Annotated in this window: 27 protein-coding genes and 2 pseudogenes; 11 read left to right on the top strand and 18 right to left on the bottom strand. The window is 67.8% G+C overall.

Going from position 1 to position 26,053, the window contains the following annotated elements:
- Window positions 1-135: 135 nt before the first annotated feature.
- The gene (locus NAEX_RS11580) at window positions 136-369 is read right to left on the bottom strand and encodes a hypothetical protein (protein WP_096327569.1); all 234 of its coding nucleotides are present in this window, start codon (window positions 367-369) and stop codon (window positions 136-138) included.
- Here NAEX_RS11580 and NAEX_RS11575 point away from each other — a divergent pair.
- Window positions 362-796 (top strand): hypothetical protein, encoded by a 435-nt coding sequence (locus tag NAEX_RS11575; protein ID WP_143141554.1) that lies wholly within the window; start codon window positions 362-364, stop codon window positions 794-796. The two genes, NAEX_RS11580 and NAEX_RS11575, sit on opposite strands and share 8 nt — an antisense overlap.
- A gap of 279 nt (window positions 797-1,075) precedes the next feature.
- The gene (locus NAEX_RS52045; protein WP_211302394.1) at window positions 1,076-3,259 is read left to right on the top strand and encodes a M23 family metallopeptidase; all 2,184 of its coding nucleotides are present in this window, start codon (window positions 1,076-1,078) and stop codon (window positions 3,257-3,259) included.
- A gap of 156 nt (window positions 3,260-3,415) precedes the next feature.
- Here the strand turns inward: NAEX_RS52045 and NAEX_RS54465 are convergent.
- The 8 genes and pseudogenes from NAEX_RS54465 to NAEX_RS11530 form a co-directional block, all read right to left on the bottom strand.
- Window positions 3,416-3,655, bottom strand: a pseudogene (locus tag NAEX_RS54465) (GIN domain-containing protein); the annotation flags it as partial.
- Between the two features lie 319 nt (window positions 3,656-3,974).
- Window positions 3,975-5,150 carry a tyrosine-type recombinase/integrase gene (locus NAEX_RS11560; RefSeq protein WP_170135651.1) on the bottom strand — a complete coding sequence of 392 codons (1,176 nt, stop codon included), beginning with the start codon at window positions 5,148-5,150 and terminating at the stop codon, window positions 3,975-3,977.
- A 413-nt stretch (window positions 5,151-5,563) separates the two neighbouring features.
- Window positions 5,564-6,358 carry an alpha/beta hydrolase gene (locus NAEX_RS11555; RefSeq protein ID WP_096327565.1) on the bottom strand — a complete coding sequence of 265 codons (795 nt, stop codon included), beginning with the start codon at window positions 6,356-6,358 and terminating at the stop codon, window positions 5,564-5,566.
- Window positions 6,359-6,369: 11 nt separating this feature from the next.
- Complete coding sequence (locus NAEX_RS11550) at window positions 6,370-6,984, bottom strand: hypothetical protein (protein WP_096327564.1); 615 nt, start codon at window positions 6,982-6,984, stop codon at window positions 6,370-6,372.
- 37 nt (window positions 6,985-7,021) lie between these two features.
- Window positions 7,022-7,525 (bottom strand): hypothetical protein, encoded by a 504-nt coding sequence (locus NAEX_RS11545; RefSeq protein WP_143141552.1) that lies wholly within the window; start codon window positions 7,523-7,525, stop codon window positions 7,022-7,024.
- Window positions 7,526-7,552: 27 nt separating this feature from the next.
- Window positions 7,553-8,635 (bottom strand): hypothetical protein, encoded by a 1,083-nt coding sequence (locus NAEX_RS11540; RefSeq protein WP_143141551.1) that lies wholly within the window; start codon window positions 8,633-8,635, stop codon window positions 7,553-7,555.
- An 18-nt stretch (window positions 8,636-8,653) separates the two neighbouring features.
- Window positions 8,654-9,319, bottom strand: a complete 666-nt coding sequence (locus NAEX_RS11535) for a hypothetical protein (protein ID WP_096327561.1) — start codon at window positions 9,317-9,319, stop codon at window positions 8,654-8,656.
- 3 nt (window positions 9,320-9,322) lie between these two features.
- Window positions 9,323-9,583, bottom strand: a complete 261-nt coding sequence (locus tag NAEX_RS11530) for a hypothetical protein (RefSeq protein ID WP_096327560.1) — start codon at window positions 9,581-9,583, stop codon at window positions 9,323-9,325.
- Between the two features lie 162 nt (window positions 9,584-9,745).
- Here NAEX_RS11530 and NAEX_RS11525 point away from each other — a divergent pair, with 162 nt between their 5' ends.
- The 3 genes from NAEX_RS11525 to NAEX_RS11515 are packed head-to-tail and all read left to right on the top strand — an operon-like array spanning window position 9,746 to window position 12,054.
- Window positions 9,746-10,114 (top strand): helix-turn-helix domain-containing protein, encoded by a 369-nt coding sequence (locus NAEX_RS11525; protein WP_143825561.1) that lies wholly within the window; start codon window positions 9,746-9,748, stop codon window positions 10,112-10,114.
- 48 nt (window positions 10,115-10,162) lie between these two features.
- Window positions 10,163-11,404, top strand: coding sequence for an ISL3 family transposase (locus tag NAEX_RS11520; RefSeq protein WP_096326213.1), 1,242 nt, complete (start codon window positions 10,163-10,165; stop codon window positions 11,402-11,404).
- A complete protein-coding gene (locus NAEX_RS11515; protein WP_143825560.1) occupies window positions 11,401-12,054 on the top strand; it encodes an IS630 family transposase in 654 nt (217 codons plus the stop codon). Before NAEX_RS11520 ends, NAEX_RS11515 begins: the two co-directional genes overlap by 4 nt.
- Here the strand turns inward: NAEX_RS11515 and NAEX_RS11510 are convergent.
- From NAEX_RS11510 to NAEX_RS11475, 8 genes are all read right to left on the bottom strand, one after another.
- Entirely contained in the window at window positions 12,042-12,473 is a 432-nt protein-coding gene (locus tag NAEX_RS11510) for a hypothetical protein (protein ID WP_096327558.1), read from the bottom strand. The genes NAEX_RS11515 and NAEX_RS11510 overlap by 13 nt on opposite strands.
- Window positions 12,474-12,482: 9 nt before the next feature.
- Entirely contained in the window at window positions 12,483-13,133 is a 651-nt protein-coding gene (locus NAEX_RS11505; RefSeq protein ID WP_096327557.1) for a hypothetical protein, read from the bottom strand.
- A 10-nt stretch (window positions 13,134-13,143) separates the two neighbouring features.
- Complete coding sequence (locus NAEX_RS11500) at window positions 13,144-13,530, bottom strand: hypothetical protein (RefSeq protein WP_096327556.1); 387 nt, start codon at window positions 13,528-13,530, stop codon at window positions 13,144-13,146.
- Between the two features lie 3 nt (window positions 13,531-13,533).
- Complete coding sequence (locus NAEX_RS11495) at window positions 13,534-13,875, bottom strand: hypothetical protein (protein WP_096327555.1); 342 nt, start codon at window positions 13,873-13,875, stop codon at window positions 13,534-13,536.
- On the bottom strand, window positions 13,872-14,642 hold the full coding sequence (locus NAEX_RS47690; protein WP_143141603.1) for a hypothetical protein: 771 nt from the start codon (window positions 14,640-14,642) through the stop codon (window positions 13,872-13,874). The genes NAEX_RS11495 and NAEX_RS47690 overlap by 4 nt, the downstream gene beginning before the upstream one ends.
- Before the next feature lie 15 nt (window positions 14,643-14,657).
- Window positions 14,658-15,263 (bottom strand): IS630 family transposase, encoded by a 606-nt coding sequence (locus tag NAEX_RS11485; RefSeq protein WP_245913950.1) that lies wholly within the window; start codon window positions 15,261-15,263, stop codon window positions 14,658-14,660.
- Entirely contained in the window at window positions 15,173-15,619 is a 447-nt protein-coding gene (locus tag NAEX_RS11480) for a helix-turn-helix domain-containing protein (RefSeq protein WP_143825559.1), read from the bottom strand. The genes NAEX_RS11485 and NAEX_RS11480 overlap by 91 nt, the downstream gene beginning before the upstream one ends.
- 201 nt (window positions 15,620-15,820) lie before the next feature.
- Window positions 15,821-17,062, bottom strand: a complete 1,242-nt coding sequence (locus NAEX_RS11475; RefSeq protein WP_096326274.1) for an ISL3 family transposase — start codon at window positions 17,060-17,062, stop codon at window positions 15,821-15,823.
- Window positions 17,063-17,584: 522 nt separating this feature from the next.
- Here NAEX_RS11475 and NAEX_RS11470 point away from each other — a divergent pair.
- From NAEX_RS11470 to NAEX_RS11445, 6 genes and pseudogenes are all read left to right on the top strand, one after another.
- Window positions 17,585-18,358 (top strand): hypothetical protein, encoded by a 774-nt coding sequence (locus NAEX_RS11470; RefSeq protein ID WP_096327551.1) that lies wholly within the window; start codon window positions 17,585-17,587, stop codon window positions 18,356-18,358.
- 14 nt (window positions 18,359-18,372) lie between these two features.
- Window positions 18,373-18,642, top strand: a complete 270-nt coding sequence (locus NAEX_RS11465) for a hypothetical protein (protein ID WP_143141498.1) — start codon at window positions 18,373-18,375, stop codon at window positions 18,640-18,642.
- A 477-nt stretch (window positions 18,643-19,119) separates the two neighbouring features.
- On the top strand, window positions 19,120-21,120 hold the full coding sequence (locus NAEX_RS11460; protein WP_143141499.1) for a hypothetical protein: 2,001 nt from the start codon (window positions 19,120-19,122) through the stop codon (window positions 21,118-21,120).
- Window positions 21,121-21,725: 605 nt separating this feature from the next.
- Window positions 21,726-22,391, top strand: a complete 666-nt coding sequence (locus NAEX_RS11455; RefSeq protein ID WP_143141500.1) for a hypothetical protein — start codon at window positions 21,726-21,728, stop codon at window positions 22,389-22,391.
- 395 nt (window positions 22,392-22,786) lie between these two features.
- Window positions 22,787-22,978 (top strand): annotated as a pseudogene (locus NAEX_RS54460) (hypothetical protein); the annotation flags it as partial.
- A gap of 319 nt (window positions 22,979-23,297) precedes the next feature.
- Window positions 23,298-24,389: a hypothetical protein gene (locus NAEX_RS11445; RefSeq protein ID WP_245913680.1), complete on the top strand. Its 1,092-nt coding sequence runs from the start codon at window positions 23,298-23,300 to the stop codon at window positions 24,387-24,389.
- Window positions 24,390-24,419: 30 nt separating this feature from the next.
- On the opposite strand, the gene NAEX_RS11440 is transcribed toward NAEX_RS11445, so the two are convergent.
- A complete protein-coding gene (locus tag NAEX_RS11440) occupies window positions 24,420-26,039 on the bottom strand; it encodes a hypothetical protein (protein WP_096327545.1) in 1,620 nt (539 codons plus the stop codon).
- Between the last annotated feature and the right edge of the window lie 14 nt (window positions 26,040-26,053).

Here is a 26,053-nt window from a genome sequence, read left to right as displayed (position 1 = left end):
CGATTTCGTCTCACCGACTTCTACCTCGGGCTGCTAGGACAGGACGCCGGGCGCCCTCGCGGGGCAAACGCCGCCGTCGTGCGGCGCCCGACCGCCGACGCAGCGACCCCGGTCAGCGGAAGTACACCGGGTTGGTCAGCGCGAGCGGTGCAGCTCGGCGCGCACGAACTCACCCGGACGCACGCGCAGCCGCAATCGCACCACCGCGTCGGGGCCGGGGAGGGTGCGCGTGAACAGCTCGCCGGCCGGGCCGAGCAGGCGGACGCGAGCCCCGGCGCCGGCGAGCACGCGCAGCTGCAGCTCGACCTCCGCGCGGCCCGCGAGGTCGACGGTGTCGCCCGGCCGGGCATCGCCGTCGACCGTGAGCACGACCCCGCGGGCGGGCGAGCTGGCGCAGCTCGCCCGCGTGGTCCTCGACGAGGCGGTCGTGGGCGTCCCCGCGTGGGGCGAGGACGAGCGCTTCCAGGGGCTCGTGCCGCTCCCGATCCTCAGGTACACCTCGCCGCTGCTCCAGATCGCGCCCGACGACCCGAAGACGACGCTCGCGCTGCTCGAGGCGATGGATTCGTACGAGCGCGACCAATTGCCTCGCCACGTCCCGCCGCAGTCGCGGCGCGAGACCGACGAACGCATCGAGCTGCTCGGCCGGCCAGCCCGCGAGCGCGCGCACCCGGTCGCCGCTGTCGAGCGGGTGCTGACCGCCCAGCTCGCGGCCGAGGTCGCAATCGGCCCCCAGGCAGATCGCGTTCTTCTTCAGGCTGCTAGCCAGTTTTACCGCTGGATCATCCGGTCGTGAGTACATCGACCGTCACGGCGTCAGTCGCCGCGCGAGCGCAGTGTGGAACTGATCGGCGTGATCACGCTCGCGCATAGCGTCTGCCCGCTGACCAGCACGTCCACGCGCGTCGTCGAGCGCCGAAAAAATTCTCGAGCCCACGAACCACTCCGGCACCTGCCCTCACCTGTATCTTCGAAGCCGGCGCCCGCGCGTCCAGCAGAGGACCGGGGTCGTCTTCACACAAGCGTCTGCAAGCGGTAGCAACCGCGGGAGAGTGACATGGCCAAAGTATCAGGTGTGACTGCTGTCCTCGAACCGTCCTCGAATGGCAAACTGTTGTACCTTCCGTTCGCCATTGTGAAGCCGATCCACGAGGATTTCGGCGGCGGAATGATCAATTTCATGCTGGAGCTCCGCTACAAGGCGGAGGCGGGTGCGCCGACCTCGCTGGTGGCGAACACGCTCAAGGTGTGGTTCCCGGGCACGGAGCTCGCGATTAACACCTACCTCCTGAAAGATGGCAAGGACCTGGAGGAAGCGAAGAAGCGCACGCTCGCGGACGGGCGCTCGCTGAGCATCTTCCTCGACGAGCAGGTGCGCACGGGGGTCGCCGATCCCGGGCGCGGCTCGATTCGGATCCCGATCACGCCGGCGCCGGCCTCGATCCGCATCGAGGTGGTCTTCGACGGCTTCGACCCGGTCGTCTTCAACTTTCCGCTGCAGGCGCACGCCAATCCGACATCCGACGGCAGCTACGCCTTCCCCTTCAAGGCCAAGGACCTGCCGGAGAAGTGCTACATCTTTGCCGATGCGGCGCACTTCCCCGACCGTGGCCAGCACTGGGGCTACGACTTCGGCGGCTACATCTGGAACGGATCGAAATTCGTGCACAATACCGGTCCAGAGAACGAGGACTATCCGATCTTCGGCCTTCCAGTCTACGCCGGCGCGGACGGTGTCGTGCTCAAGGCCGACGATAGCTGGCCCGATCATCCCCGGGTTCCGCTGCGAAGGATCCTCCGCACCGGCGTCGAGCGCGGGCCGGTCGGCGTCGTCTCGGTGGCGGCCTTCAGCCCCAACCGCATCTTCACTGCCGTGACCGATGAGGACGGACAGGTGCTGGTGCTGTCCTTCGCGTCATCGGGCGATGCGCAGACTTTGAGCTACCTCGGCAAGTCTCAGCCCGGTCTGCCCTTCGCCGGCGACACGCTGTCGGCCACGGCGCTGACGGCCACGAAGCTCGTGGTCGCAGGTGCTGCGAACGGCGCCGCCTTCGTGTCGCTGTATTCGGTCAGCGCTGACGGCGTCCAGGTCACCTGCAGCAGCACGATCACGCTGCCGGGGACCGCATCGATCAAGATCGACCGGTACTCGGAGACACAGTTCGTGATGGCGCGTCAGCCCGTCAGCGGCAACCTCGAGGTCTCGCTCTGGGAGCTCGCGCCGGGTTTGGGCCAAAAACCCTCCTTCGCGGTCAGCGCGGGCGGGGCCACGTCGCTCTTCGATCTCGCGGTGCTCGACACGGGGCGCGTCGTCACCGCGCTGCAGACGGGTGCCAGCAAGCTCAAGCTCGTCGTCTGGAACGTCGCCCGTGACGACAAGAACAAGGTCACGGCGCTCACCCGCGGCAAGGACTGCGAGGTCGACACCGCGGTGAATCAAATCGCGGTGGCGGCGACGCGCGACGCCGGCCGCGTCTTGGTCGGCGTGCGCAACGGCGAGGGCAAGCTCGGCGCCTACTACTTCCAGATCGACGCCAAGTCGGGCGAGGTAGCTCTGCTCGGCAGCGAGATCAGCGGGCCGATCAGCCGCGTCGCGCTGGCGCGCTTCAAGCGCGGGCAGACGGCGATGGCCGTGATCGGCAGCACCGACGAGCTCAAGCTCATCGGCTACGAGATCCGCGAATCGGACAACAAGTGGAACCTCCTGCGCACCGCGGACTACGTCGATCCCGGCGGCGCCATCACCGCGCTCGACATCGCGCGCATCGTCCCCAATGACGGCGAGAACAACATCGAGACCTGCGCGGTGGCGGTGCGCACCTCGTCGGGCAAGCTCAAGCTGATCCTCTGGCGCCAGCCCCTGGGAAATAGCGTCCGCCTGCTGTGCGGAGACGAGTGCGTGACATACGCGCACTTGCAGCAAAAGTCGATCCCCGAGACGCTCAAACCCGGGGTGTTCGTGAAGAAGGGGGACCTGATCGGCAAGGCCGGTTTTTCGGGCTCCACCGGAGGGCCGCACCTTCATGTCCATTGCGTGAAGGTCGACATCGACGCGCGCACGCTCACCCGTGAGCACTTCGCGGCGATCCAGAACGGCACCTACGAGGTCTCGGGCTCGCCGCGTCCCATGCTCTTTCACGGTATCAGCGCGCTGGCGACCGAGCTCCTCGGCACCCCAGGCTGGGAGAAGGGGCCGTTCATCGCGGTCGACGACAGGGGCTTCTATTTCACCAGGGTGGCGATCTATCCGCTGAAATAGCGGCAGCGGTATCGAGGGCCCGCCGCCGAACTGTGCGGACGCCGGTGCCGGTACCGACCTCCACGGGACGCGCCACGAGGTCGACCTGGACGCTGCCGAGGACGGCGCGCCCAGGAGCACGGGACGACCGCGGTACGCCTTGACCGTCCCGCTGACATCGAGCCGGCTCGCGCTGCTCGCATGGGCCGTGAACGGGTCCGCCGCGAGCGCGGCGACGTCGACACGGCTGGCGCCGCTGACATCGACCCGGCGGAGCGCCGGGACGAACACCGTGACGACGAGCTCTTGCTCGGTGCGCAGCGACTTGCCGCTCGGCAGCTCGACGATCAGGCGCTTGCCGTCGACGCGGGTGACGACCCGCGGGACGCGGTTGTCGTCGCCGCTCAGCGACGACACCGAGCACGCCTTCGACGGGCTGCTTGAAGAGAAAGGTTACTGCACGCACCGTACTCGGGCAGGTCGCCGCAACCTAAGAGGAAGCGCCTGTCCTCTGGTTCACGTCGAGCGCTCCCCGACGAGCGTGATGTCGTCCGCCGCTCGGACTTGCCCGTCTCCGTTCCCACTCCGTTTGTCTCGTCGGTCCGGCGGCCGGCGGCTTGAAAGCTTGGTCAAGCGGGGGGTCCAGGGTGGCTTGGAAGCCCTGATGCGCGACGGCGCGATCTCCCGGTTGTCTCGAAAATTCGTCTCGATTTCGTCGCGGAATCGAGATTCCGCGTCAGTTGGGCCCAAAGCCGGGCTTCTGCTCAGTGGTGGCCGCCGGTGGCCGTTTGGTGGCCATGGCAGCGTAGAAGGCGGCCGCCTTCTCGGCGTGGGTGTCCTCGTCCACGTGGATGTATCGCGCGGTGGTCGACACGTGCGCGTGGCGGGCTTGCCCCTGGATGAGGGTCAAGGGGGCGTTGTGCTCGCCCATGACCGACACGCCTGTGTGCTTGAACTTGTGGGGCGACCACACAGGGACCTCGGCACGCCGCTGGACCTTCCGCATCATCGTCTGGATCGTGCTCCGGGTGTGCTGCCTCCCGGACCGATGGACGAGGACAAGGTCGCCCTTCCGCTCGAGCGAGCGCAGGGCGGCGACGAGACGAGGGCTCATGCCGACCGACTTGGGCTTGGACTTCTTCTTCTGGTGCTTCGGGCGCCATGCCTGACCGCCGCTGATGTTGTGACGGACGGTGATCCTCGAGCGCTCGAGATCCACGTCCGTCCAGCGGAGAGCGCAGACCTCGGACACCCGCAGGAGCCCGTCCAGCATGAGCAGGAGCGCGGCCAGGTGTTCGGGCCCGATCTTCTCGGCGGCCTCGACCATCCGATTGGCCTGGTCTTCGGAGTAGCGGGGCGTCTCCTCGGGATCGGCCCCTCCCTCCTCGGGATGGATGGTCGGCAAGTCGTCCACATCGACGATGTCGAGGCGGGCGGCGTATGCGAGCATGGTCCTTGCCAGTCCGAGGACAGTATTCCGGGATCCCCGCTTCGGCAGCTTCTGGACCTGCTTCCGCAAGGCCCGGACTTCCTCGCGCCCGATCTTATCGAGCGGGAGATCGGCGAGGACAGGGGCGATGTACCTCGTCCATTTCTTCGCGTAGTCCTGGCGCGTGCCAGGGGCGAGTCTCGTGAAGTAATCCCCTTCCATGTGTTCGGTCCAAAACTCGCCGACCGTCATCACGGACGACGGGGAGACCTGGGAGCGTTCTTTCTTGGGTTCGGGCTTGGGTTCGGACTTCTCCTCTCTCAGGACCCCCTGCGGCGCGACCATGTGTTCGCGCAGCAGGTCGCCCAAGATCGAGTGACCCCATGCGATCGCGGCATCCTTGTCCCGGATGTGCGCGGGCGCGGTCTTCCGCGGACGGTTCCTCTTGCCGTTCACGGAGGGAAGCTCGAAGGTCACTTGCATCTTGTGCTTGTCGCGGGGGTGAGGGCGGACAGTGATTTTCACGGCGGGGAGGGCCTTCTCCGAACGCCGCGGGTTCTCCGCCAACCACTTACGCACGGATTCGCGCGTCCATGCAACCCGTCCCGCGATTTCAAGCGGCGGGGGCAGCCTCCCTCGTGCGAGGGCCGCACGCACCGCACGCTCGGTTCTACCCAAGAATTCGGCCAGATCCGCGACGTAGAGGATCCGCGGAAGATCGTCGTCAGAGCCGTTCGTGCCGCGACGAGATCTCCCACCCCCGGTCAATCGCGGAATCGCGGGAGATGCACGTCTCCCCATTCCCATTTCCCACCTCCTGCTTGTCGCACGACGATCCGCCCGTCGAACTTGCAACCACCCTCAATACGATGCCGCCCCCTTGGGCGGCTGCGCATCTATCGTGCGCCGAGCGAGCTCGACTTCGTGGCCAGACCCACCGCACCGTTGCTCAGCGCTCCCTCGAGCGCCGGAGCGAGCGCGGCGCCCATGCTGGACAGCCCGTGCCCCGCGAGGCGCAGTGTCGTCAGCCGGACCGGATAGCCGGCCCCCTGGAAGGCTCGCGCCGTCGCCTGCCCAGCGCTGTATGGGATCACGGGGTCGCGCAGTCCGTGGGCGGCCTCGATCCGCACCTGTCGAGTCGGGCGCGGTGGCTTGAAGCTCGCCGGTAGCGCACCCGACATGGCGACGACCCGATCGACGCGGCCGCTGGTCGCCAGCCACCAGGCGATGTGCGCGCCCTGGCTGTAGCCGACGACGATCCGCTCCGTGTAGAGGCGCTGTGTGGCGATCTGGTCCAGCACCGTCACGATCTCGGACGCTGTCCGCGAGACGTCGGTGATGAAGGCCGCCGCGTTGTCCTTGTAGCGGGCGCGGAACCACTGGAACCCGTTGCCGCTCGCCAGGCCGCCACGCAGGAAGACGAGCCGCATGGGCCGGTTGGAGAGCACGTACGGCGCGAGCTGCGTCTCGTCGGCGCCCACGCCGTGCAGGACCAGCACAAGCGGCACCTTGGTTCGAGCGTCGCCGCCTCCGAACAGCCGCTCGACCGCGACGCGACCCGGGATCACGAGCGGGACCTGAGAGTCCGGCTCGCTGGCGAACAGCGTCTCTCGCACGGCCTGGCGCTTGAGCCAGATCCCCGCGCCAACTACACCCGCCGCAGCGAGCCCGCCAACAACCACGCGCTTCATCGTCCACCCCTCTACTTGAAGTCCTTGTCCACCTGCACGATCACGTGCGCGTCGATCGCCCCGTCATCGACGTCGTCCTGGGCGTCGTCCGGTCCCCGCTCAGACGTCGCCGACACCGCGGCGAGGCTGAGAACGAGCCCCGCCGCGAAGCCACGATGCAGCGCCGTGATCGGACCCATCGAGACCGTGTGCGTGTCGGCGATGCCGGCCCACCGCGCTCGCGGGTGTAGTGTCGCCGTGAGCGTCCAGGGCTGGACGGTCACGACGTAGATGTTCTCGACGGCGCCGGCCATGCGCAGGATCTCGTCCATCGCGGCCCGGACATCGGAGACGTACTCGAGCACGCACGCGACGTAGACCACGGCCGAGTCGCTGGCGATTCGGTGGACGGGGCCGCGCTCGAGCTCCGCTGGCGACACGATCGGGATCCGCCGCATGTGGAAGACTTCGGGATAGTGCCGGCCCATTTCGTAAACGCGCAGGGCCTTGGTGAGTGAGCCCTCGTGCTCGGGCAGCACGACCACGAAGCGGCGCCGCTCCACGCGGGCTCGCTCGGCCGCCGCCGCGAACAGGGCTCGCCGCCGTTCCCACCGCGACCACGCGGCCATGGACTCGGCCAGCACCACACCGCCGAGGCCGAGTCGCGCGAGCGTCCGTGTGTTGTTAGCGACCATCGCCAGTCCTCCAGAGGCGCGGCGCCTGCCGCGGAATGAATGAGGCAAGCCAACTGAGCCAGCCTCGGGCGGTTGGCAGGGACTGCTCGCGCGCGACGAGACGCAGCGCCGCGGACACGAGCTCGAGCGCGTCAGGTTCGGCGCCAGCGTACGCGCCGCGCCGCACCGCGACCGCGAACCAGTCGCCGCCCTGGCGGACCAACTCGACCTCTGGCGCCGCAACCCGATCGTTCAGTTCGGGATCCTCGGAGCGGGTGTCGAGCTCGACGTATCGGGTCACGAGGTACCGGTCCGCACTGAGGCGTTCCACGCGGACCGTCGGGCCGCCGTCGTCGGCGCTTCCGATCTCGTGAGCCACCGATCCGGAACGCGTCACCGGGCCGTGCAGGCCGGCGCGGAGCGACGCCGGATCCGCAAGTTCGGCCGTGAGCAGGTCCAAGATCGCCTTGCTCTGCCGGTCCAGCGGTCGCTTGTGGAGGCGGGCGATCTGCATGAGCATCTCCTTCACCGTCCCGCGCTCTCACTTCCACGTGGGCGTCAGGCTCTTCATGCCCTCGACCACGGCCTTGAGGCCGGGCCAGCGGGACGCGTCCGGGGGCGGGAGGTCGGTGATCTTGAGGCCCAGCTCCGCCAGGTCCTCGTCCATGCGGCCCTTCACGGCCTGAAAGAGCTTGCCGGCCGGGTCCTTCTTCAGCTCGTTGGGGCTCGCCCAGCCGAGGCGGACGCGATAGTTGTCCTCGGGCGCCGGCGTGCCGCTGGCGAACACGGTCGGGTAGAAGGTCACGATCCGCTGGTAGTACTTCGCGGCGCAGATCGCCGCGACGATCGGGTCCTCGACGATCGTGTAGTCGGCGTCGAGGTAGGGCATGAAGTCCTCGTCGAGCCCTGTCCACGCGACGTAGGGAGCGAGCGCGCCGAACAGCCCGCCGGAGCCCGCGCCTGCCAGCGACGTGGCGAACTTCGGTGTCGGGTTGCCGCGGTCGGGCCCCGCCTCGATCGCCCGTTTGGACGCGGCGGTCTCGACGGCGGTCAGGTTGCGCGCCTTGCGGTTCCAGCCGGCTTCTCGGTTGGCAACGACCGACAGAAAGAGGCGCAGCGGCATGCGCGAGACTTTCTCGATCTCGGTGAGCAACGAGCGGAACTCGGCCCCGCGGGACGTCGTGCCCCAGTAGTTCGGGTCGGTCGCCGGCGGGGCGCCCTGCGTGGGCGTGCCCCCGCCGCTCTGGGGCGGTGTGGCCTGCGTCTGCCCGCTGCCGTTCGGTGGGGGTGCTCCCTGGCCCTGACCGCTTCCGTTCGGAAGGGGCGTGCTCCCCTCGCCCGCGGCGAGCGCTTGGCGTTGGCGCCACCAGTGGTAGCCGTAGATCGCCGCGCCCCCGAGCGCGAGCAGGCCGCCAGTCGCGACCACCGGCGTCATGCCCGTGTTCGGGGCGAAGGGCGCGGGCACTGACGTCCTGGGCGCCTGCGGGGCCGCGGGTGCGGCCGTGGGTTCGTTGACGACCACGCGCGGCCCACCCGTGCGCGGTCCAGTGGGGGTGGACGAGCCGTCGTCCTTGATCTCGCCGCTTACGGTCGTGTTGTTCTTCGCACCGTTGCCGTTCGCCATACGCCCTCCACCTGCCTCTCAGGACTTGTCACGCAGCAGGTAAATCCCGCCAACCACCACGGCGCCGACGCTCACCACGCCGGCGCCGATCATCACCGCCTTGCCAAGGCCCTCGCCGACAGAGCCGAAGAGCCCGCCGAGGCCCTTGCCGAGTCCGCCGACGCCCTCGCCGACGCCCTGACCGACCGTCTCGACCACGCCGAACACGCGGTCGGCCACTGCCGCACCGGTGTGGCCGACCTGCTCGAGCCGCGCCGCGAGCCAGGTCGACCACTGCTTGTTGTCGTCCGCGACGCGCTTGCTGATCTCCTCGTAGCGGTCGACCCATGCTCCGACCGGGAAGCTCCGCGCGACGAGCGACGGGATCAACGGGTCCGTGTCGAGCAGCAGCTCCGAGCGGGCGCCCCACTCCCGCGGGGCGTTCATGAGGAACGCCAGGACGTCGTCCTTGCGCGAATGCGTGAGCAGCTCGCCGAGGAAGAGGTTGACCTCGCCGCGAAACGACCGGCCCGCCGCGTCGGCGGCGGCTGCTGCGGTGGCGCCGTGCTGCTGCGCTCGCGCCACGTACTCGTCGCGCTTATGCCGGAGCAACTCCCACAGCTTTTGCCGCTCGGCGCGGTAGTTCGTGGTCTGCGGGAGCGTCTCCATCTCCAGCAGGCCGGGCGGATCGGCGTGCGTCGTCATGCCTCAGCTCCCCGCGAACACCCACTGTTCGCTGTTGTTCATGAGGATCCCGCTGCGCGTGACCGCCTGCGCGTTGACGCCGGCGCCAAACGTCTCGCCCGCAGCGGGCAAGATCGTCGGGACGCCGCCCCCCTTGCGGGTGAACGTCATGACCGCGTCGGTCGGCACTGTGGCGAGCGGCGGCAGGTTGACGCTGCCGGCGGCGTTGTCGTTGTAGATGACGTGGAGAGTCCCGGTCCAGGCGGCGAGCGTGGCGTTCGCCATCACCTGAGCGACACGCACCCCGGTGGTGTTGGCGCGGCTGATCGTCGACTCCGCCCACTGACAGCATGTCCGTCACGTCTTGATCCTCTGCGACTGGATCAAGGCTCTGCAGGATACGGCTGAGCCAGCTTGCGCGAAAGCGCTCATGTGCTCTTGCAGAGCATGCCCACGCCGATCTCTGTCGACCTTCGGATCCGCATTGTTGAGGCCCGCGTACAGGACGGGCAGACCTACGAGCAACTCGCCGAGCGCTTCCACGTGGGACGGGCGACCGTCGATCGAGTGCTGCGCCTCCAGCGAGAGACCGGTTCGGTCGAGCCCAAGCCGCACGGGGGCGGAGTGGAGCGGCGGATCACGGCCCGGGAGCAAGATTTGATCGTGGAGCTGGTGCGGGCGCGGCCTGACGCGACGCTCGCCGAGTTGTGCTTCGCGCTGCAAGTACGGGCCGGGGTCCAGGTCAGTCGTTCCACCATGTGCCGCGAGCTTCAGGAGCTCGGCTTCACGAGGAAAAAAAAGGCTCTTCAGGGTTGAGGGTGGCGTAGGTTGCGCGCGAAATCGCGCCGTGATATCGTGCGCGAAATGGCAGAGACCGAACTCTACGCCCGAATTCTCGGTATCGAGGCTCCCTGGAGAGTTGCTGCGGTGAAGCTGCAGCTCGGGCAGGGGCAGATCGTCATCGAGGTCGAGCACGACCCCGATGTGCCGACGACGTGCCCGGAGTGTGGCCAGGCTGTTCCCCGTCACGATACGCGGACTCGCCGATGGCGGCACCTCGATACGTGTCAGTATCGGACGATCATCGAAGCCGGCGTACCGCGGACGTCGTGCCCGAAGCACGGTACGCTCACGATGCGCGTCTCGTGGGCGGACGGTAGCGCTCGGCTCACCGCGCTGTTCGAGGCGCTGGTGATCGACTGGCTCCGCGATGCGCCGATTGCAGTGGTCGCGGAGCGCCTCGGGCTCTCGTGGGATCAGGTCGCCGGCGTCCAGGAGCGTGCAGTACAACGCGGACTCGAGCGCCGCGAGGTCGCGCTGCCGGAGATGCTCGCCGTCGACGAGACCTCCTTCCAGCGGCGCCACGAGTACGTCACGATCGTGCATGACCCGAAGTCCGCCAGCAAGCGGGTCATCCACGTCGCCGACGGACGCGGCAAGGGGGCCCTCAAGAGCTTCCTGAGCGGCTTTTCGCGCCCAGAGAGGGCTGCGGTCTCCGTGGTCGTCATGGACATGCACGAGCCCTACATTCAAGCTGTCCGCGAGGCCATCCCCGATGGCGACGCGAAGATCGCCTTCGACAAGTACCACGTCGCCGCGCGCCTCGGTCAAGCCGTCGACCACGTGCGACGCGAGGAACACCGCGCTCTCCACGGCCTCGGCGACAACCGGCTCAAGGGCACCAAGTACCTCTGGCTGCGCAACCCCGAACGGATGAGCAAGGAGGTCTGGGACGACTTCGAGGCGCTGCGGACGAGCTCGCTGCGGACGGCCCGCGCGTGGGCGCTCAAGGAGGCGGCGATGGAGGTCTGGGAGCACACCTCGCCGAGCAACATGCGGGACCAATGGGGCATGTGGTACGATTGGGCTATCCGCTCTCGCCTGGAGCCGATGAAGGCCGCCGCGCGCATGGTCAAAAATCACCTCGGCGGCATCATCCATGCAGCCACCGAACGGATCACCAACGCCTCTGCCGAGGGCCTTAACTCGGTCATCCAGAAGCTCAAGTACGTCGCCCGCGGCTTCCGTAACCGCGACCGCTTCCGAGCTGCGATCTACTTCCACCTCGGCGGCCTCGACCTCTATCCTGCCGGGATCACGCGCTGAGTCAGCGGTATCCACCACAAACCCTGAAGAGCCAAAAAAAATCGCTGGTTCCCCGAGAGCAGTGCACGGCCGCAGTCGTGGCGATGCGCGACGCCTTCGTCGCGCAGATGCAGTCCTGCGACCCCGAGCGCCTGATCTTCCTGGACGAGTCCGGCTCGCACATCTCGATGACCCGCGCTCGAGCGTGGGCACCGCGAGGAAAGCGTGCCCATGGCGTCGTGCCACGGAATCGCGGCCGTGTGACGACGATGCTCGGCGCGCTGTCGATCGACGGCATCGAGGCGATGATGACCGTCGAGGGCGGCACGACGGCCAAGGTCTTCCTCGAGTTCATCGACAAGCATCTGGCGCCGAAGCTCCGTCCGGGCGACATCGTGGTGATGGACAACCTCGGTGCCCATCACGCGACAGGCGTCCGTGAGCGCATCGAGGCGCGCGACGCGACGGTCGTCTACCAGCCGCCGTACTCGCCCGACCTCAATCCCATCGAGCTCGCCTGGTCGAAGATCAAGACCGCCCTTCGCGGCCTCGGGGCCCGAACCGGCCCACTCCTCAAGGCCGCGATTTCCGCCGTTGCGGCTCTCGTCACCCCAACCGATGCGGCCGGTTGGTTCAAACACTGCGGCGTCAGCACGCCTCAAGGCGTATGAAACCTGCTGTGATACAGGCGGGAGCCGAGCTCGTTCGTGCCGCCGATGCTTTCGACCAGCATCTCGAGCTTCACGAGGGCCTGCGGCGGCGTGAGGATGCGGAGGGCGTCGCTCGGCCGCACCAGCGTCAGGCGGGTGTTCCCCGCGTAGGGGGTGAACTGAGCGCGCACCTGCATCGGAGCGCCGGTTCGGACCTCGAAGACCGACTGCGCGTTCAGGATGTCGGTCGTCAGCAGGTTCGCGTGGAGCAGGTACGGATCGCCCGCAGGAACCTGTCCCCAGAGACCGGCGGGCAGGATGCCCGCTGGCGCCGTCAGCTCGGCCTCGTTCCAGCCCTCCACCAGCCGGAACGTCGGCGGTTGCGTGACCGGGGTCTGGCCGTCGAAGCCGCCCCGGATGACGAGCTTGATCTTGTTCATCGCCGGCTCCTACTTGTCGCCCCCGCCCTTGCACCCGCGCTGGCACGCACGACCGGCCGCGCACGAGGAGCAGCACTTGATCGCGTTCGCGTGCTCGACGTGCAGGCGGATGTTCTCGATCTGGTTCGCGTTGCCGAGGTGCGAGATCCGAACGCGCAGGCGGTTGTTCCCGCCGATGCAGCAGTGCTCGCCCATCGCGAGCGGGATCGGCAGCTTGCCCTCGCCGATCACGGTGTTGTCGTTATTGTAGATCTCGCTGCCGTACTGGATCGCATCGAGAGGCTCCCTGTCGACGAACCACTCGATCCGGATGTCGTCGTGGTTGTTGGCGTTATTGGCGAGCCGGTAGCGCAACACGTAGCAACCGGTCGGCCACGGCGGATGGGCGGCCTGCGACAGCACGACCGACGAGCCCGGCGCGACCGGGATCTGGCCCTCGACCACCTGATCGATGTTGGTACGGCCGCCGCGGTAAAAGCGAATCGTCGTGATCCGCGAGTAGATCAGGCCCTCGCACCCATTCGTCGGCACGCCAGTGCTGCACGCGGCCAGCTCGATCTGTCCAGCCGGTAGCACAGCAGTGCTGCCCAACCGCGCCAGATTCTTGGCGATCTGCTCGCCGAGGTATTCCATCTTCTCTCGCGTCTCCGTGTCGATCATCGCTTTCTCCTTAACGGCGCCGTCCGAACAGCGCGTCCATCTCTTCGTTGACATCACGCTCACGCTCGGCGGCCGGCGACGTGCCGAACACCGCGGCGAGCACCACATCGGTCATGTCCGCCGACGTTGAGCCGGGCGCCGCGGCCGTCGCGGCCGTGCCCGACGCCGCGCTACGCGGAGTCTCCGTCCGGGCCATGCGCTCGCGCATCGAGGGCGCGCTCGCGGCGTTCAGGGTCTCGACCGACACCGCGAGGCGCTGGCCGACGCGCGTGGCCAGTGTGCCCGCCGGGAGCATCAGGCCCACCTGCACGCCGCCGGGTGCCTGGCCCTCCACGAAGACCATGGTCCCGGAGGGCTCCACGGTCGTGATCTCGAGTTCTAGTCGCAGTGCTGCCATGGTCTACGCCTCCAACATCCGATCCTCTTCGAGCTGGTCCCAGAACGTGAAATGCACGTTGGACAGCAGCAGCGACGCGCCGCCGACAGCGAGGCCCGCCTTGACCACGAAGCGCTGCCGGGTCAGGTATGCCGCGCCCGTGAGCGCGATGCTCACGACGACGGGCACCGACCGCCACCGGCCGCGCAGGACATGGTGCCCGGCCCAGCCGGCGAGAATGCCGAGGCCGACCGCGCCGGCGACGATCCCCACGTCGCGCACGCCGCAGATACAGAAGTATTGGGTCATCTGGTCGCGCGTCTCCGAGAGACTGCTGACCGCGTCTTTGTTCTCGACGTCCGTCATGCTCCCTCCCTCACGGCCACCGGGGCCGGCGAATTCAGCGCGCTGGCGGCGAGCGCGAGCCGGGTGGCGAGCGTCGTCGCCAGCCGCGGTGAGCTCCTGTCCGAATCTGCAAGTCGACCTCGTACGCGTCGCGCCCTGGCCACGCGCGGCGCCTCGGCGGGATCGATCGGCGTCGCCACATCCGTGCAGCTCCGCGGGGTTCGCTTCGAGGCCGGGGTGTCGCCGGGTTGGACGATGCCAGCACCCACGGCCTGGGCCGCGCTCGGAGCGACCTCGGGGACGGCCGGCTCACGTGGCCGCAGCTCGACTTGCTCATGCGCCGCGGTTTCAACCTTGCCCGCGGGATCGAGGGGGACCGCCGGCTCACGCGGCCGAAGCTCGACGTCCGCGCGCCTCACGGGTGAAGCCGGCGCGGTCGAGGCGCGACGTCGTCGACGGCTCTCACCCTCCTGTCGCGACCGCTCGACGCGACGGATCCCCATGAGATTCGGCCCCGAGAACGTGGTCGTTGCGATGAACGTGCCCGCGTCCGTCTCTACCTTGATTGTCGGGGGAGTCGCGGGCGGCGCGGGGGCTGCCCACCAGCCCGGCATGGTGGCGTTCGTGCGCGGGTTCTCCGGGCTCGCGGCGGGCTCCTTCGCAGCGCGGCCCTTGTCCTCCCACCACGGGTTCTCCTTCTTCGAGTCCGCAGAGGGTCCCGCGCTGTCGCCAAATGGGTAGTCGTCCACGATTCCCCAGATAAGGCCGCGCAGGATTGCCCAGATCACGTCTAACAGCAGGTTTCATACGCCTTGAGGCGTGCTGACGCCGCAGTGTTTGAACCAACCGGCCGCATCGGTTGGGGTGACGAGAGCCGCAACGGCGGAAATCGCGGCCTTGAGGAGTGGGCCGGTTCGGGCCCCGAGGCCGCGAAGGGCGGTCTTGATCTTCGACCAGGCGAGCTCGATGGGATTGAGGTCGGGCGAGTACGGCGGCTGGTAGACGACCGTCGCGTCGCGCGCCTCGATGCGCTCACGGACGCCTGTCGCGTGATGGGCACCGAGGTTGTCCATCACCACGATGTCGCCCGGACGGAGCTTCGGCGCCAGATGCTTGTCGATGAACTCGAGGAAGACCTTGGCCGTCGTGCCGCCCTCGACGGTCATCATCGCCTCGATGCCGTCGATCGACAGCGCGCCGAGCATCGTCGTCACACGGCCGCGATTCCGTGGCACGACGCCATGGGCACGCTTTCCTCGCGGTGCCCACGCTCGAGCGCGGGTCATCGAGATGTGCGAGCCGGACTCGTCCAGGAAGATCAGGCGCTCCGGGTCGCAGGACTGCATCTGCGCGACGAAGGCGTCGCGCATCGCCACGACTGCGGCCGTGCACTGCTCTCGGGGAACCAGCGATTTTTTTTCCTCGTGAAGCCGAGCTCCTGAAGCTCGCGGCACATGGTGGAACGACTGACCTGGACCCCGGCCCGTACTTGCAGCGCGAAGCACAACTCGGCGAGCGTCGCGTCAGGCCGCGCCCGCACCAGCTCCACGATCAAATCTTGCTCCCGGGCCGTGATCCGCCGCTCCACTCCGCCCCCGTGCGGCTTGGGCTCGACCGAACCGGTCTCTCGCTGGAGGCGCAGCACTCGATCGACGGTCGCCCGTCCCACGTGGAAGCGCTCGGCGAGTTGCTCGTAGGTCTGCCCGTCCTGTACGCGGGCCTCAACAATGCGGATCCGAAGGTCGACAGAGATCGGCGTGGGCATGCTCTGCAAGAGCACATGAGCGCTTTCGCGCAAGCTGGCTCAGCCGTATCCTGCAGAGCCTTGATCCAGTCGCAGAGGATCAAGACGTGACGGACATGCTGTAACACCTTCACGAGGAGGCACCGTAGCACGCTTCATCGAGAGTCAATACGCGGCCCGAGAGAATTTGGCTCTTCAGGGTTTGTGGTGGATACCGCTGACTCAGCGCGTGATCCCGGCAGGATAGAGGTCGAGGCCGCCGAGGTGGAAGTAGATCGCAGCTCGGAAGCGGTCGCGGTTACGGAAGCCGCGGGCGACGTACTTGAGCTTCTGGATGACCGAGTTAAGGCCCTCGGCAGAGGCGTTGGTGATCCGTTCGGTGGCTGCATGGATGATGCCGCCGAGGTGATTTTTGACCATGCGCGCGGCGGCCTTCATCGGCTCCAGGCGAGAGCGGATAGCCCAATCGTACCACATGCCCCATTGGTCCCGCATGTTGCTCGGCGAGGTGTGCTCCCAGACCTCCATCGCCGCCTCCTTGAGCGCCCACGCGCGGGCCGTCCGCAGCGAGCTCGTCCGCAGCGCCTCGAAGTCGTCCCAGACCTCCTTGCTCATCCGTTCGGGGTTGCGCAGCCAGAGGTACTTGGTGCCCTTGAGCCGGTTGTCGCCGAGGCCGTGGAGAGCGCGGTGTTCCTCGCGTCGCACGTGGTCGACGGCTTGACCGAGGCGCGCGGCGACGTGGTACTTGTCGAAGGCGATCTTCGCGTCGCCATCGGGGATGGCCTCGCGGACAGCTTGAATGTAGGGCTCGTGCATGTCCATGACGACCACGGAGACCGCAGCCCTCTCTGGGCGCGAAAAGCCGCTCAGGAAGCCCTTGAGGGCCCCCTTGCCGCGTCCGTCGGCGACGTGGATGACCCGCTTGCTGGCGGACTTCGGGTCATGCACGATCGTGACGTACTCGTGGCGCCGCTGGAAGGAGGTCTCGTCGACGGCGAGCATCTCCGGCAGCGCGACCTCGCGGCGCTCGAGTCCGCGTTGTACTGCACGCTCCTGGACGCCGGCGACCTGATCCCACGAGAGCCCGAGGCGCTCCGCGACCACTGCAATCGGCGCATCGCGGAGCCAGTCGATCACGAGCGCCTCGAACAGCGCGGTGAGCCGAGCGCTACCGTCCGCCCATGAGACGCGCATCGTGAGCGTACCGTGCTTCGGGCACGACGTCCGCGGTACGCCGGCTTCGATGATCGTCCGATACTGACACGTATCGAGGTGCCGCCATCGGCGAGTCCGCGTATCGTGACGGGGAACAGCCTGGCCACACTCCGGGCACGTCGTCGGCACATCGGGGTCGTGCTCGACCTCGATGACGATCTGCCCCTGCCCGAGCTGCAGCTTCACCGCAGCAACTCTCCAGGGAGCCTCGATACCGAGAATTCGGGCGTAGAGTTCGGTCTCTGCCATTTCGCGCACGATATCACGGCGCGATTTCGCGCGCAACCTACGCCACCCTCAACCCTGAAGAGCCGAGAATTTCTCCTGGCGCGCCAGCGGCCATTAGGAGCGTCATTGACCCCTGCTCGGTGGCCGGGCGCGAGGTCGGCCGAATTGCTGGCACTTAAGATATCACCGCTATTTCTGGTGCTGTCCTTTAAGACATCACAATCGATCTCTTGGACATCATTATGGGCCAAGCAGCTCGTTTGGTCTCTTCGCCTGGCGCGGGGGCAATTCTGCGTCTGCCTTGTAAGGCATGTGCGGCGGCCGCGTGGCAGGGAGCGATCTCGAGATCGTCTTTCTGCGTGCATTGGCGTGCCTCCCTATGTATGCTGCGAAATATGGTGGGTATGGAGGATGGCGGGGTTAAAGAGGATGGTTCGGGCGAACGTCATCGGTACCGGATCTGCGAGCTGATGGAGGCGAGCGGCAAGGGCCGACCGAAGCGGATCGAGCTCAACCTTCGCCATCAGCCGCGACCCGGCGCGCGTGACGTTGACCAACCTGCGCCTCGAGAGCGACGGTGACGCACTCACGTTCATGGCATCGGATGGCTACCGCGCCGCGCTCGTCAGCACGCCCGGGAGTGGGGCCCGCCAGCTCGACGGCTTCCAGATCGACGGGGCCGCCGCGGAACGCATCGAGACCTTGCTCGAGCAGCACCTCTCGCTTGTCCGGCCGCGCGGTCGAGGAGGGGCGCGGCCGGTGCCGCTCGTGCAGGTCCTCGCGGCACCAGCGAGTGGCGAGCGGGCGAAGATGCTGGTGTTCCGCTCGGAGCTGTTCACCTTCGCCGCGGCCCACGTCGCCGCTGGGTTCCCGCCGATCCGCAAGGCCATCCCCCATGCCGACGCGCTTGGGGGGCTCGCCGTCGTTGCTGCGCGCGAGCTCGTGGACGCGTTCGCGGCCATCGGTCGAGCCAAGGACATCGCGGTCCTCGAGTTCAGGGACGGTCTCCAGGTCACGAACCAGGCGAAGAAGGGCCAGCCTAACCTGCGCTTCACCGTCCGCGACGCGTTCGTGAGCGGGCCGCCGCGGCACTTCATCATGGACCCCGCCCTCATGGGGCCCGCGCTCGCCGCTGCGACCAGCGACGAGCGAGCGTACATCGGGCTCGCGTTCCAGTCGAACGACCAGTTCCCCCCGCTCGTGATCACCCGCTGGCCCGCCTCGGAGCGGCCACGCGACCGCCGGGAGGCACTCGCCAAAATCCACGCGGAAGTACGCGGCCAGAACCTCGCCGTCATCATGCCCAGGCGGGAATGACCCGGAGGACAGCAATGCTCGACCGAACCCTTCTCACCCTCGGCGCCTTCCGCCTCGACACGGTCGTGCTCGGTCCTGGCGAGTCCTCCGTGGAGGTGCTCGAGCACCGCGCGATCGCGGTGGTCCTGGTCTCGGGCCGGGCCAGGTGCAACGGCGTCGACCTCACGCCCTGGCGCTCGATGACCGTGCGGGCGAGCTGCTGCCTCGAGGCTGTCGGGCCCTGCATCGTCGCCCGTGTCGCAGTCGACGGTCCCGACGCGGTCCACCTGGGGGAGAGGGCGTGATGCCGGCGCACCACAACAGGGCCGCCAGTGGCCGTCCTCGGGCCAGACATGGTAAGGAGCGAACATGCGCAACGCCCCCATGATCGCCCTGTCCGCCCTCTGCTTCCTCTTCGGCTGCAAGAACCCCGGCGGCGACGACTCGACGTCGTCGTCCACAGGTGGCGGGGATCAATGCACCGAGGGCTTCGAGGGAGGGCCCGAGGTGGACCCGAGTTACCCCGCGTGCGGGTGCCTACCCGAGCGGTGCGAAGACGGTGGCGGCTGTATCCCCTCCGGCTTCCCCGTCTGGACGTCCAGCGTGTGTTTGCCGAAGTGCTCGACCGACACGGATTGCCCTCCGATGTCTGGCAAGCCTGCCACGTGTTCGATCAACGGGTACTGCGAGGTTGCTTGCGTCTTCGGCACGGACTCTTGCCCGGCGGACTACGTCTGCTCGGAGAGCAACCTTTGCCAGGTGGATCTACGAGGAGACTAGCAATGGTAGCGCTCAAGATCGGGACTTCAGAGCATGAGCTTGTGTTCGGCAAGGTCCTCGACTCATTCGCGTTTTTCGACTCGGCGATGCCCTCCCACCAGGAGCTCCAGAATGCTTGGAGCGACCCATCGATCCGTGCCGCCCTGGGCATCGACCAAGCGGCGCAAATCCTGGCCAAACAGACCATGGATCTGCGGCAGGGAGGGCGCATGCTCCTCTACGACCTGGCATCCAATTTCGGCACCCAGGCGGGGAAGCTCGTCAACTTCCCGACCGATCTACTGTCCGGCCTGCGCGCGACAATCCAGAGCTCGCCGATCGCGTCGTCGCTCTCCGAGGCGGACGTGCTTGAGGTCTTCAACGGCGAGGACGCCGCCGCGAAGGTGAAGGCCGGCGCTGCTGTGGCTCTCGGCGTGGGCCTCGCCGCTGTGGGCACTGCCATCCCCGTCGTCGGCCAGATCGGCGCGGCCGTGGTCGCGCTCGGCAAGGCGATCCACTCGATCCTCGACGCGCAGAAGAAGACGCTCAACCAGAAGGAGGCGGCCGTCCGCGAGGCGTTGTACCAGACCTTCCCCCCGCTCCAGACCGCGGACAGCGTCACGGACAGCGGCCTCGTGCAGAACCACTTGCGTTCGATCCTGGTCACGCAGGACTGGACCCCCGTGTTCCTGCCGCGGTTCCAGGGTGAGTGGGTCGGCATCGAGCGCGATAAGGGCTTCGCGTTCGCGCCGGGCAAGAAGACCAAGTGGAGCGACGAGTTTGGCGGCGACCAGGCCGAGGCGTTCGTCCCGAGCGGCGGCGTCGGCCTGATCCCGGGTACGTCGATCCTGACGTCGGTGATCCAGGTGAACCTGGACCCGCGAGGCCACGCGTTCAGCAACTTCCTCAAAGGGGGCGACGACCCGCGGGGTCCCATGACTGCCGCCAACCCCATGAGCGGCGCGCAGTACGTGATCGACACCGGGTCCTTCTACCCCGCGACGGCGCGCCTCGGCGCGCTCGCGTGGGAGTGGGCGACGCGGACGGGTTCGCCGTACCTCTACCGGCTCGACGTGCCGCGCATGCATGCGGCGTGGAAGGCTTACTGCGACGCGGGAATCGACTACCTCCGGGAGCGCGTCTTCCCCTGGTACGCCAAATTCCTCAAGGCCAAGGCGGATGGCAACGCCGACAACATGAACCTCGAGGGTTTCTTCGGCAGCGCCGTGTACTACGGCGTCGGCTCTTGGGCCTGCCGGCAGTCCGGCGGCACCAACCTCAAGCCGGTCTTCACGAAGTATCCGATCCCCTCCGGCCGCTACCGTCAGCAGATCAAGGCGGCCAACCTCTACCCGGGCAGCGCTCACTCGGGCGCGTTCCTGCCGATCCTGAGTGAGCCGAGCAAGGGCTTCCAGGACTGCATGGGGACCATCTACTACCGGAACCCCGCGATTCGCGACGTGCTCAACAAGCTGCAAGAGCGGCAGCGGTCGGACCTGCACCGCACGCTGGTCTGCGCCTACGTCCGCCACACCGACGCCGCGTTCGTGGGGGACGAGAACAAGGCCCTGCTCGACCTGCTCAAGAAGCAGCGCGCGCTGCTGCTGACCAGCGACGATCGCTTCTACGTCAACATGCTCGACGTGCCCGAGGGCGAGACCCATGAGGGCCAGGACTGGCGTGGTCTTCTCCTCAAATCCGGTGTGCCCGCGCTGCCGAACAACGTCTCGGGCTCCAAGAACCTCCGCCTCAGCGAGAGCGAGCCCGGCGATCCGCCGGAGCTGCCTCCCCTCAAGATCGGGGACCCGGTCCCACCTGCGTGGAAACCGAAGGTCGCAACCTTTGTACCCGGGGCACTGGACCACGTGGGCCAGGACGACGAGTCTGGGCGCGGCCAGGGCGGGGCCGTTGCCCCTGGTCCCGACTGGCGCGACCTCGCGGCCGGAGCCGCCGCGTTCGGCGGCCTGTTCGCCGCCGGGTGGGCCATCAGCAAGCGCTGGAGCCGCAAATCCATCCTGGAGTAACGGCAGTTTTCGTTTGGGCCGGCCTCGAGGGGGGGGGCTGCAGATGGGCACATAGGTCGCCAAGGTGCTCGGCCGGAACGACCCGAACAAGGTCGGCCGCAAGCTCCTCCGCGCCCTTGGGGAGGATGACGACCATCGTAACTGACCGGCGGTCTTCCGCTGGCTACGGCTTGTCGCTCCCAGGCGTCCAGGAACGCTCATTCATAGCCCGCGCCAACTGCGCCTTCTCTGTCTGGGCTTCGCCAGGCGACACGAACGCAGCGATCGCTCCGAAGAAGCTCGATTGCAGGTCCGGGCAGCGGCGAACGCTGCGAATCCCAGCTTGTGCCGGATCTGCGCCTGGAGTAGCATGCGCAATGCTTTTCTGGCGTCCCAACGCATTGCATTGTCTGTCCGGCGCGATCTCGGTGCTGCTGCTGATCGTCGCCTGTTCGAATGACTCGGACCCACTCGACAGCGTATCCGCGAGCGGTCAGGCGACCGCGGCCACGGCGAATTCGTCCAGCCAGGGGCCAACTGGTGCCCCTTCGAGCGAGGGGGACCCGAGCACCGAGCCTACCGGGTCCGGGAGCACGATGGAGAGCGCGACGGAAAGCGCGACGGGGATGTCGGAGACCGATGGTCCGACCTCCGGCGGGCCGGACACCGGCGGAGTCTCGCAGGTGTCGTGCGAGCGCTATCTGAACTGTATCGCGGCAACCGATCCTGCGGCGCTGCCGGCCGCCCAGATGGGCTTCGGCCCCGATGCGCCATGTTGGCAAGGGTCGCCCGAGACGGCCGAGCAGTGCCTAAATGCTTGTCAGACGGGCCTCAAGTCGGCGCACATGGTGTATCCGGACGAGCCCGCGTGCTTCCTCTGCGACGACGACACGGACTGCGGCGCCGAGGAGCAGTGCCAGGCCGGTACTTGCAAGTTCGTTGGCTGTGGCGACGGCATCGTCAGCGACGACGAAGTCTGCGACGGCCCGAGCTGCCCGGACTGCCACGCGCCCGGGCTGTGCAATCCGCTTTCCCATGCCGGCTGCGAGGCGAGCGAGCAGTGCTTGCGCATCGAGAACGAATTCCAGTGTGCGAACATGCCGAACGCGCCCGGATATCACGAAGAATGTACTTACGACGTTGCGTGCGGGGCGGGGCTCGTCTGTACGATCTTCGACCCGGTCTGCGGCGAGTGCTGTAATAAGCTGTGCAGGACCGACGGGACGGCCAATTGCGATTGCAGCCCGTTCGATCCGCCCTACGAGTACGTCGGCGTCTGCCAGAGCGAGTGACGCCGCTCGCGTCCGCGAGCTAGCGAGCGTGCGTCGACGAGCGGCCGATCGACTCTCCATCGGTCTCGTCTGCATGCCGAGACCTCACGACACTCCGCCCCCTCCCATCACGATGGGGCACGGCGAGCATGTACCTCCAGAAGCCAGAGGCTCAGCAGCGGCGGCCACTACCAGCAGGCGGGAGTCACCGGAACGCTCGAGGAGCGCGAGTAAGCGTCCGGCGAGCTGCGTCGTGACGCGGGCCGGCCGGGGACCTACAAGGGGTCTCGGAAGCGTACGTAGGAGACGTGACCGCCGTCGAGCTCGTCCGCCATGAACTTGAGGGCCGCATCCGCGAGCACGCGGACGCGATCGACAAGCTGACCGCCGAGCGCGAGCGGTACAAGAAGCTCTACATGGACTTGCTCGTCGTCGGCAAGAAGGCCGAGCGCTTCACCGCCGGCGACGTCCCCCAGCTCGCGCTGCAGATCCTCGAGATGATGCTCGCCGGCCGCGACGTCGTCGTCGAGGAGGTCGAGGAAGAGGTCGAGCTCGACGACGCCGAGGAAGAAGACGCCGACGACGCCGAGGTCGATCGCCCTGCGCCCGGCCGGCGGCGCTCTCGCGGCCGCCGGCCGCTGCCCGAGAACCTCCCGCGGGTCGAGATCGAGGTGCTGCCGCCCGAGGTCGTGCGCGAGGGCCGGCAACCTTCGTGGCGAACACCACCGCGAGGTGAGAGCCGCCCGCCAGGCGAGACACCGACCTGGTGGCTGGAGCCGCGGCTCCGGCGGCCTGTTCGCGGCGGGGTGGGCGATCAGCAAGCGCTGGGGTCGCCAGTCGACGGCCCGGATGATCATTGTGTTGGTGGTTGGGAACCGCGGTCGCCGGCTCGTGGACGCTCCGCGCGCCGTGGGCTACCTTTGGAGCATGTGGCCATGGTCCCGGCCTCTCCTCGCCCTCAGTCTCACGCTCGCCTGCCAGCCGTCGCAGACCGACACGTCACCGTTTACCACTGCGCCGGCGAGCCCAGCGACATCCGACTCGACCACCACTTCCTCGAGTGGCGGATCGAGCTCCACGACGGACGGCGAGCTGTCGACCGGCTCCGGCAGCGGCGGCGCGAGCACCGGCGGGACGACGCTCATCCTCGACGTCGGTAGCGGCGACGACCTCGGCCCGCTCCAGCCCGAGGGCTGCAAGGGGAAGATCGACTTCCTCTTCGTTATCTCTCGCTTCGACTTCATGGACGCGGTTCAGGCGCAGCTCGCCGACGCGGTCCCGAAGTTCCTCGATACGATCCAGACTAAGTTCGCCGAGTTCGACTACCACATCATGGTCGTCAAGGGCGATCCGCTGTGGGGCTCCTTGGCCTGCAATGCGGAGTGCCCGGGTCCCTTCACGGATTGTCAGGCCCCAGACGAGTACGCCTGCGAGATGGTCGGGAAGGTCCCCGAGTGCGACACGACCTGGGGCGCGGGCGCGGTGTTCAACGCCGGCGAGAACGCCCCCAACAAGCCCTGCGAGATCGCAGATGGCCGCCGCTACCTGACGCGGGAAACGCCTGACCTGCCCGAGAGCTTCGCCTGCATCGCCCAGGTAGGCACGGACGGCGGTGACCTGCTCGGGGAGGCGCTGGTCCACGCGGTGCGCCCGGAGTTGAACGGCCCCGGCGGTTGCAACGAGGGCTTTCTCCGCGACGATGCGCTCCTCGTCGTCACCCTCGCCTCCGTCACCGGCGACTTCAGTTCCGAGGGCACTCCGGCCGAGTGGGCGCAGGCGGTGATCGACGCCAAGCTCGGCGACGAGGGGTCGGTGGTGATGTTCGGCATCGGTCCCACGAAGATCGCTGGCGAGTGCTGGAGTAATCCGGATCTGGGCCAGTACGACCGGGACTGTGACCTCGTGTCGCGGTTCCAGTACTCGCACTGGATCAGCCGGAACGATCCGGACTACGGGCCCGGGTTTGATATCGCCACCGATCTCGTCGAGACCGCCTGCTCGAAGTTCATCCCGCAGTAGGTCCCCGACTCCCGGCGAACCTCGCCGCTCTCAGGGCTCGACGAACGCGAACGCCGGATAGCCACCCGTGCCGAGGCCGGCGCCGACCACGACGTCTGGGGTGGCCGCGACCGCGAACGCGACATGCAGGCCGGCCTGCTTCCCTTTGACGAACGTCCACGCGGGGCCGTAGGTGTGGGGCACGTAACCCTGAAGGAGAAACTGCGTCGTGTTGCCGGTGCCATGGGCTCCGGCGATGACGGCGTAGCCTGCGGGGCTCCACGTGAGGTCGAACGGCACCGAGACCTCGGCGGGCAGCGTCACCTGCCATACGACGCCACCGCCGGGCTCGTAGAGCCGCAGCTCCGGCTCGGGGTCGCACGCGTCGGCGCAGGTGTAGAGCCCAACGACGGCACGGCCCTGATCGTCGATCACCAGTGTGCTCGCGCCTCCCTGTGTCGTGTTGCCCGGCCCGAGGCCTGAGACGATCCAGTGCGGCTCGCCGCCCTGGCCGTCGAGCTCGACCATGAACGGACGCTTGCGCCACGTCGGGGGATCGGTCTCCTCGTGCGGCCCATACACTTCGCCGACGAGGACCAACTGGTCGCCCCGGAATGTGCAGTCCATTACAGTCTCGTCGAACACGTGCCACTCCGGGGTCGGGCGGTAGTCGAGCTCACTCGACGGCCCGTTGAGCGTCCAGACCCGCCCGTCGATCTTGTCCATCAGCCCCGGCGATGGGTCCGTGCCACAGACCACCCGCTTGCCGTTCGTGTCGCGGGCGAGCGCGCGGGCGACCTCGTCCTTTTCGCCCGTGCGAAGGACGGTCGGCGCCGCCTGGCCCCACACCATCGTCGCCAGGCGCCAGCGCGGTCCGTCGCCGCCCGTGACCGTGACGAGCAGATCGATCGTGTCGCCGACGATCTCGATGTCGACCGCGGTGCAGGGGTACTCCGGGAACAGGACCTGCACGTCGGCGCCGCTGTAGCTCCCGTCGAGGTTGCGGCGGTGCGCGTAGCAGTGCGGGGTGTTGTTCCCGTCGAACACGGTGCCGAGGCCGACGATCGCGTCGTCGCCGAGGACGGCGAGCGCGTCGACCTGGCCGAGGCCGTCGTCCGGGACCACGTCCCACAAGATCTCGGAGCCGGCCTCCGGGAGCGCCACGGTGTAGTAACCGATCTCGGGCGTCCCCTCGGTTCCTTCCTGCCGCGGCACGAAGCTCGCCTCATGTGTCCCATTGGACAGGCCGCTGAGGATCTCGATCGCACCGTGGAAGTGCACGTCGGGACCCTTGGTCAGCTCGACCGACTCGAATCCGGGGCGATCCATGCGGACGTGGTCCGCGTCCTCGGCAACGACCTCGACGTCGATGATCCCGACCTGCTCGAGCGGTTCGGGCGTGAACATCACCGACAGCACGGACGGCACCACCGGGTCACCCGTCGTGCTGGGCGCCGCCGTCGTCGTGGTCGTGGTCGTCACCTCGCCGGCGCTGGTGACGGTCTGGACCTCGCCGGTCGGCAGCATCGGATCGCCCCCGGTGCTCACGGCGGTCGAGCCGGATGAAGCAGGGCACAGGTCGTAGTCGGCGCAGTGCGCGACCTCCGGGATCGGGCAACCAGCGAGGCAGAACGGGGCGAGCAGCGTCAGGAAGCGGGAGAGCGTGGACATCGGGGCCTCGGTAG

The sequence above is a fragment of the Nannocystis exedens genome (genome assembly GCF_002343915.1).
Classification (GTDB): domain Bacteria; phylum Myxococcota_A; class Polyangia; order Nannocystales; family Nannocystaceae; genus Nannocystis; species Nannocystis exedens.
This window is presented reverse-complemented; position numbering and strand designations above follow the sequence as displayed.

Excerpts from the sequence above, each read along its gene's own strand:
- NAEX_RS11505 (WP_096327557.1), bottom strand. The coding sequence starts at position 13,133 with ATGATCGACACGGAGACGCGAGAGAAGATGGAATACCTCGGCGAGCAG.
- NAEX_RS11525 (WP_143825561.1), top strand. The coding sequence starts at position 9,746 with ATGCCCACGCCGATCTCTGTCGACCTTCGGATCCGCATTGTTGAGGCC.
- NAEX_RS11500 (WP_096327556.1), bottom strand. The coding sequence starts at position 13,530 with ATGGCAGCACTGCGACTAGAACTCGAGATCACGACCGTGGAGCCCTCC.
- NAEX_RS11455 (WP_143141500.1), top strand. The coding sequence starts at position 21,726 with ATGTCGGAGACCGATGGTCCGACCTCCGGCGGGCCGGACACCGGCGGA.
- NAEX_RS11465 (WP_143141498.1), top strand. The coding sequence starts at position 18,373 with ATGCTCGACCGAACCCTTCTCACCCTCGGCGCCTTCCGCCTCGACACG.
- NAEX_RS11530 (WP_096327560.1), bottom strand. The coding sequence starts at position 9,583 with ATGGCGAACGCCACGCTCGCCGCCTGGACCGGGACTCTCCACGTCATC.
- NAEX_RS11460 (WP_143141499.1), top strand. The coding sequence starts at position 19,120 with ATGGTAGCGCTCAAGATCGGGACTTCAGAGCATGAGCTTGTGTTCGGC.
- NAEX_RS11445 (WP_245913680.1), top strand. The coding sequence starts at position 23,298 with ATGTGGCCATGGTCCCGGCCTCTCCTCGCCCTCAGTCTCACGCTCGCC.
- NAEX_RS11555 (WP_096327565.1), bottom strand. The coding sequence starts at position 6,358 with ATGAAGCGCGTGGTTGTTGGCGGGCTCGCTGCGGCGGGTGTAGTTGGC.
- NAEX_RS11520 (WP_096326213.1), top strand. The coding sequence starts at position 10,163 with ATGGCAGAGACCGAACTCTACGCCCGAATTCTCGGTATCGAGGCTCCC.
- NAEX_RS11475 (WP_096326274.1), bottom strand. The coding sequence starts at position 17,062 with ATGGCAGAGACCGAACTCTACGCCCGAATTCTCGGTATCGAGGCTCCC.
- NAEX_RS11545 (WP_143141552.1), bottom strand. The coding sequence starts at position 7,525 with ATGCAGATCGCCCGCCTCCACAAGCGACCGCTGGACCGGCAGAGCAAG.
- NAEX_RS11510 (WP_096327558.1), bottom strand. The coding sequence starts at position 12,473 with ATGAACAAGATCAAGCTCGTCATCCGGGGCGGCTTCGACGGCCAGACC.
- NAEX_RS11440 (WP_096327545.1), bottom strand. The coding sequence starts at position 26,039 with ATGTCCACGCTCTCCCGCTTCCTGACGCTGCTCGCCCCGTTCTGCCTC.
- NAEX_RS11560 (WP_170135651.1), bottom strand. The coding sequence starts at position 5,150 with ATGCAAGTGACCTTCGAGCTTCCCTCCGTGAACGGCAAGAGGAACCGT.
- NAEX_RS11480 (WP_143825559.1), bottom strand. The coding sequence starts at position 15,619 with ATGCCCACGCCGATCTCTGTCGACCTTCGGATCCGCATTGTTGAGGCC.
- NAEX_RS11495 (WP_096327555.1), bottom strand. The coding sequence starts at position 13,875 with ATGACGGACGTCGAGAACAAAGACGCGGTCAGCAGTCTCTCGGAGACG.
- NAEX_RS11535 (WP_096327561.1), bottom strand. The coding sequence starts at position 9,319 with ATGACGACGCACGCCGATCCGCCCGGCCTGCTGGAGATGGAGACGCTC.
- NAEX_RS11540 (WP_143141551.1), bottom strand. The coding sequence starts at position 8,635 with ATGGCGAACGGCAACGGTGCGAAGAACAACACGACCGTAAGCGGCGAG.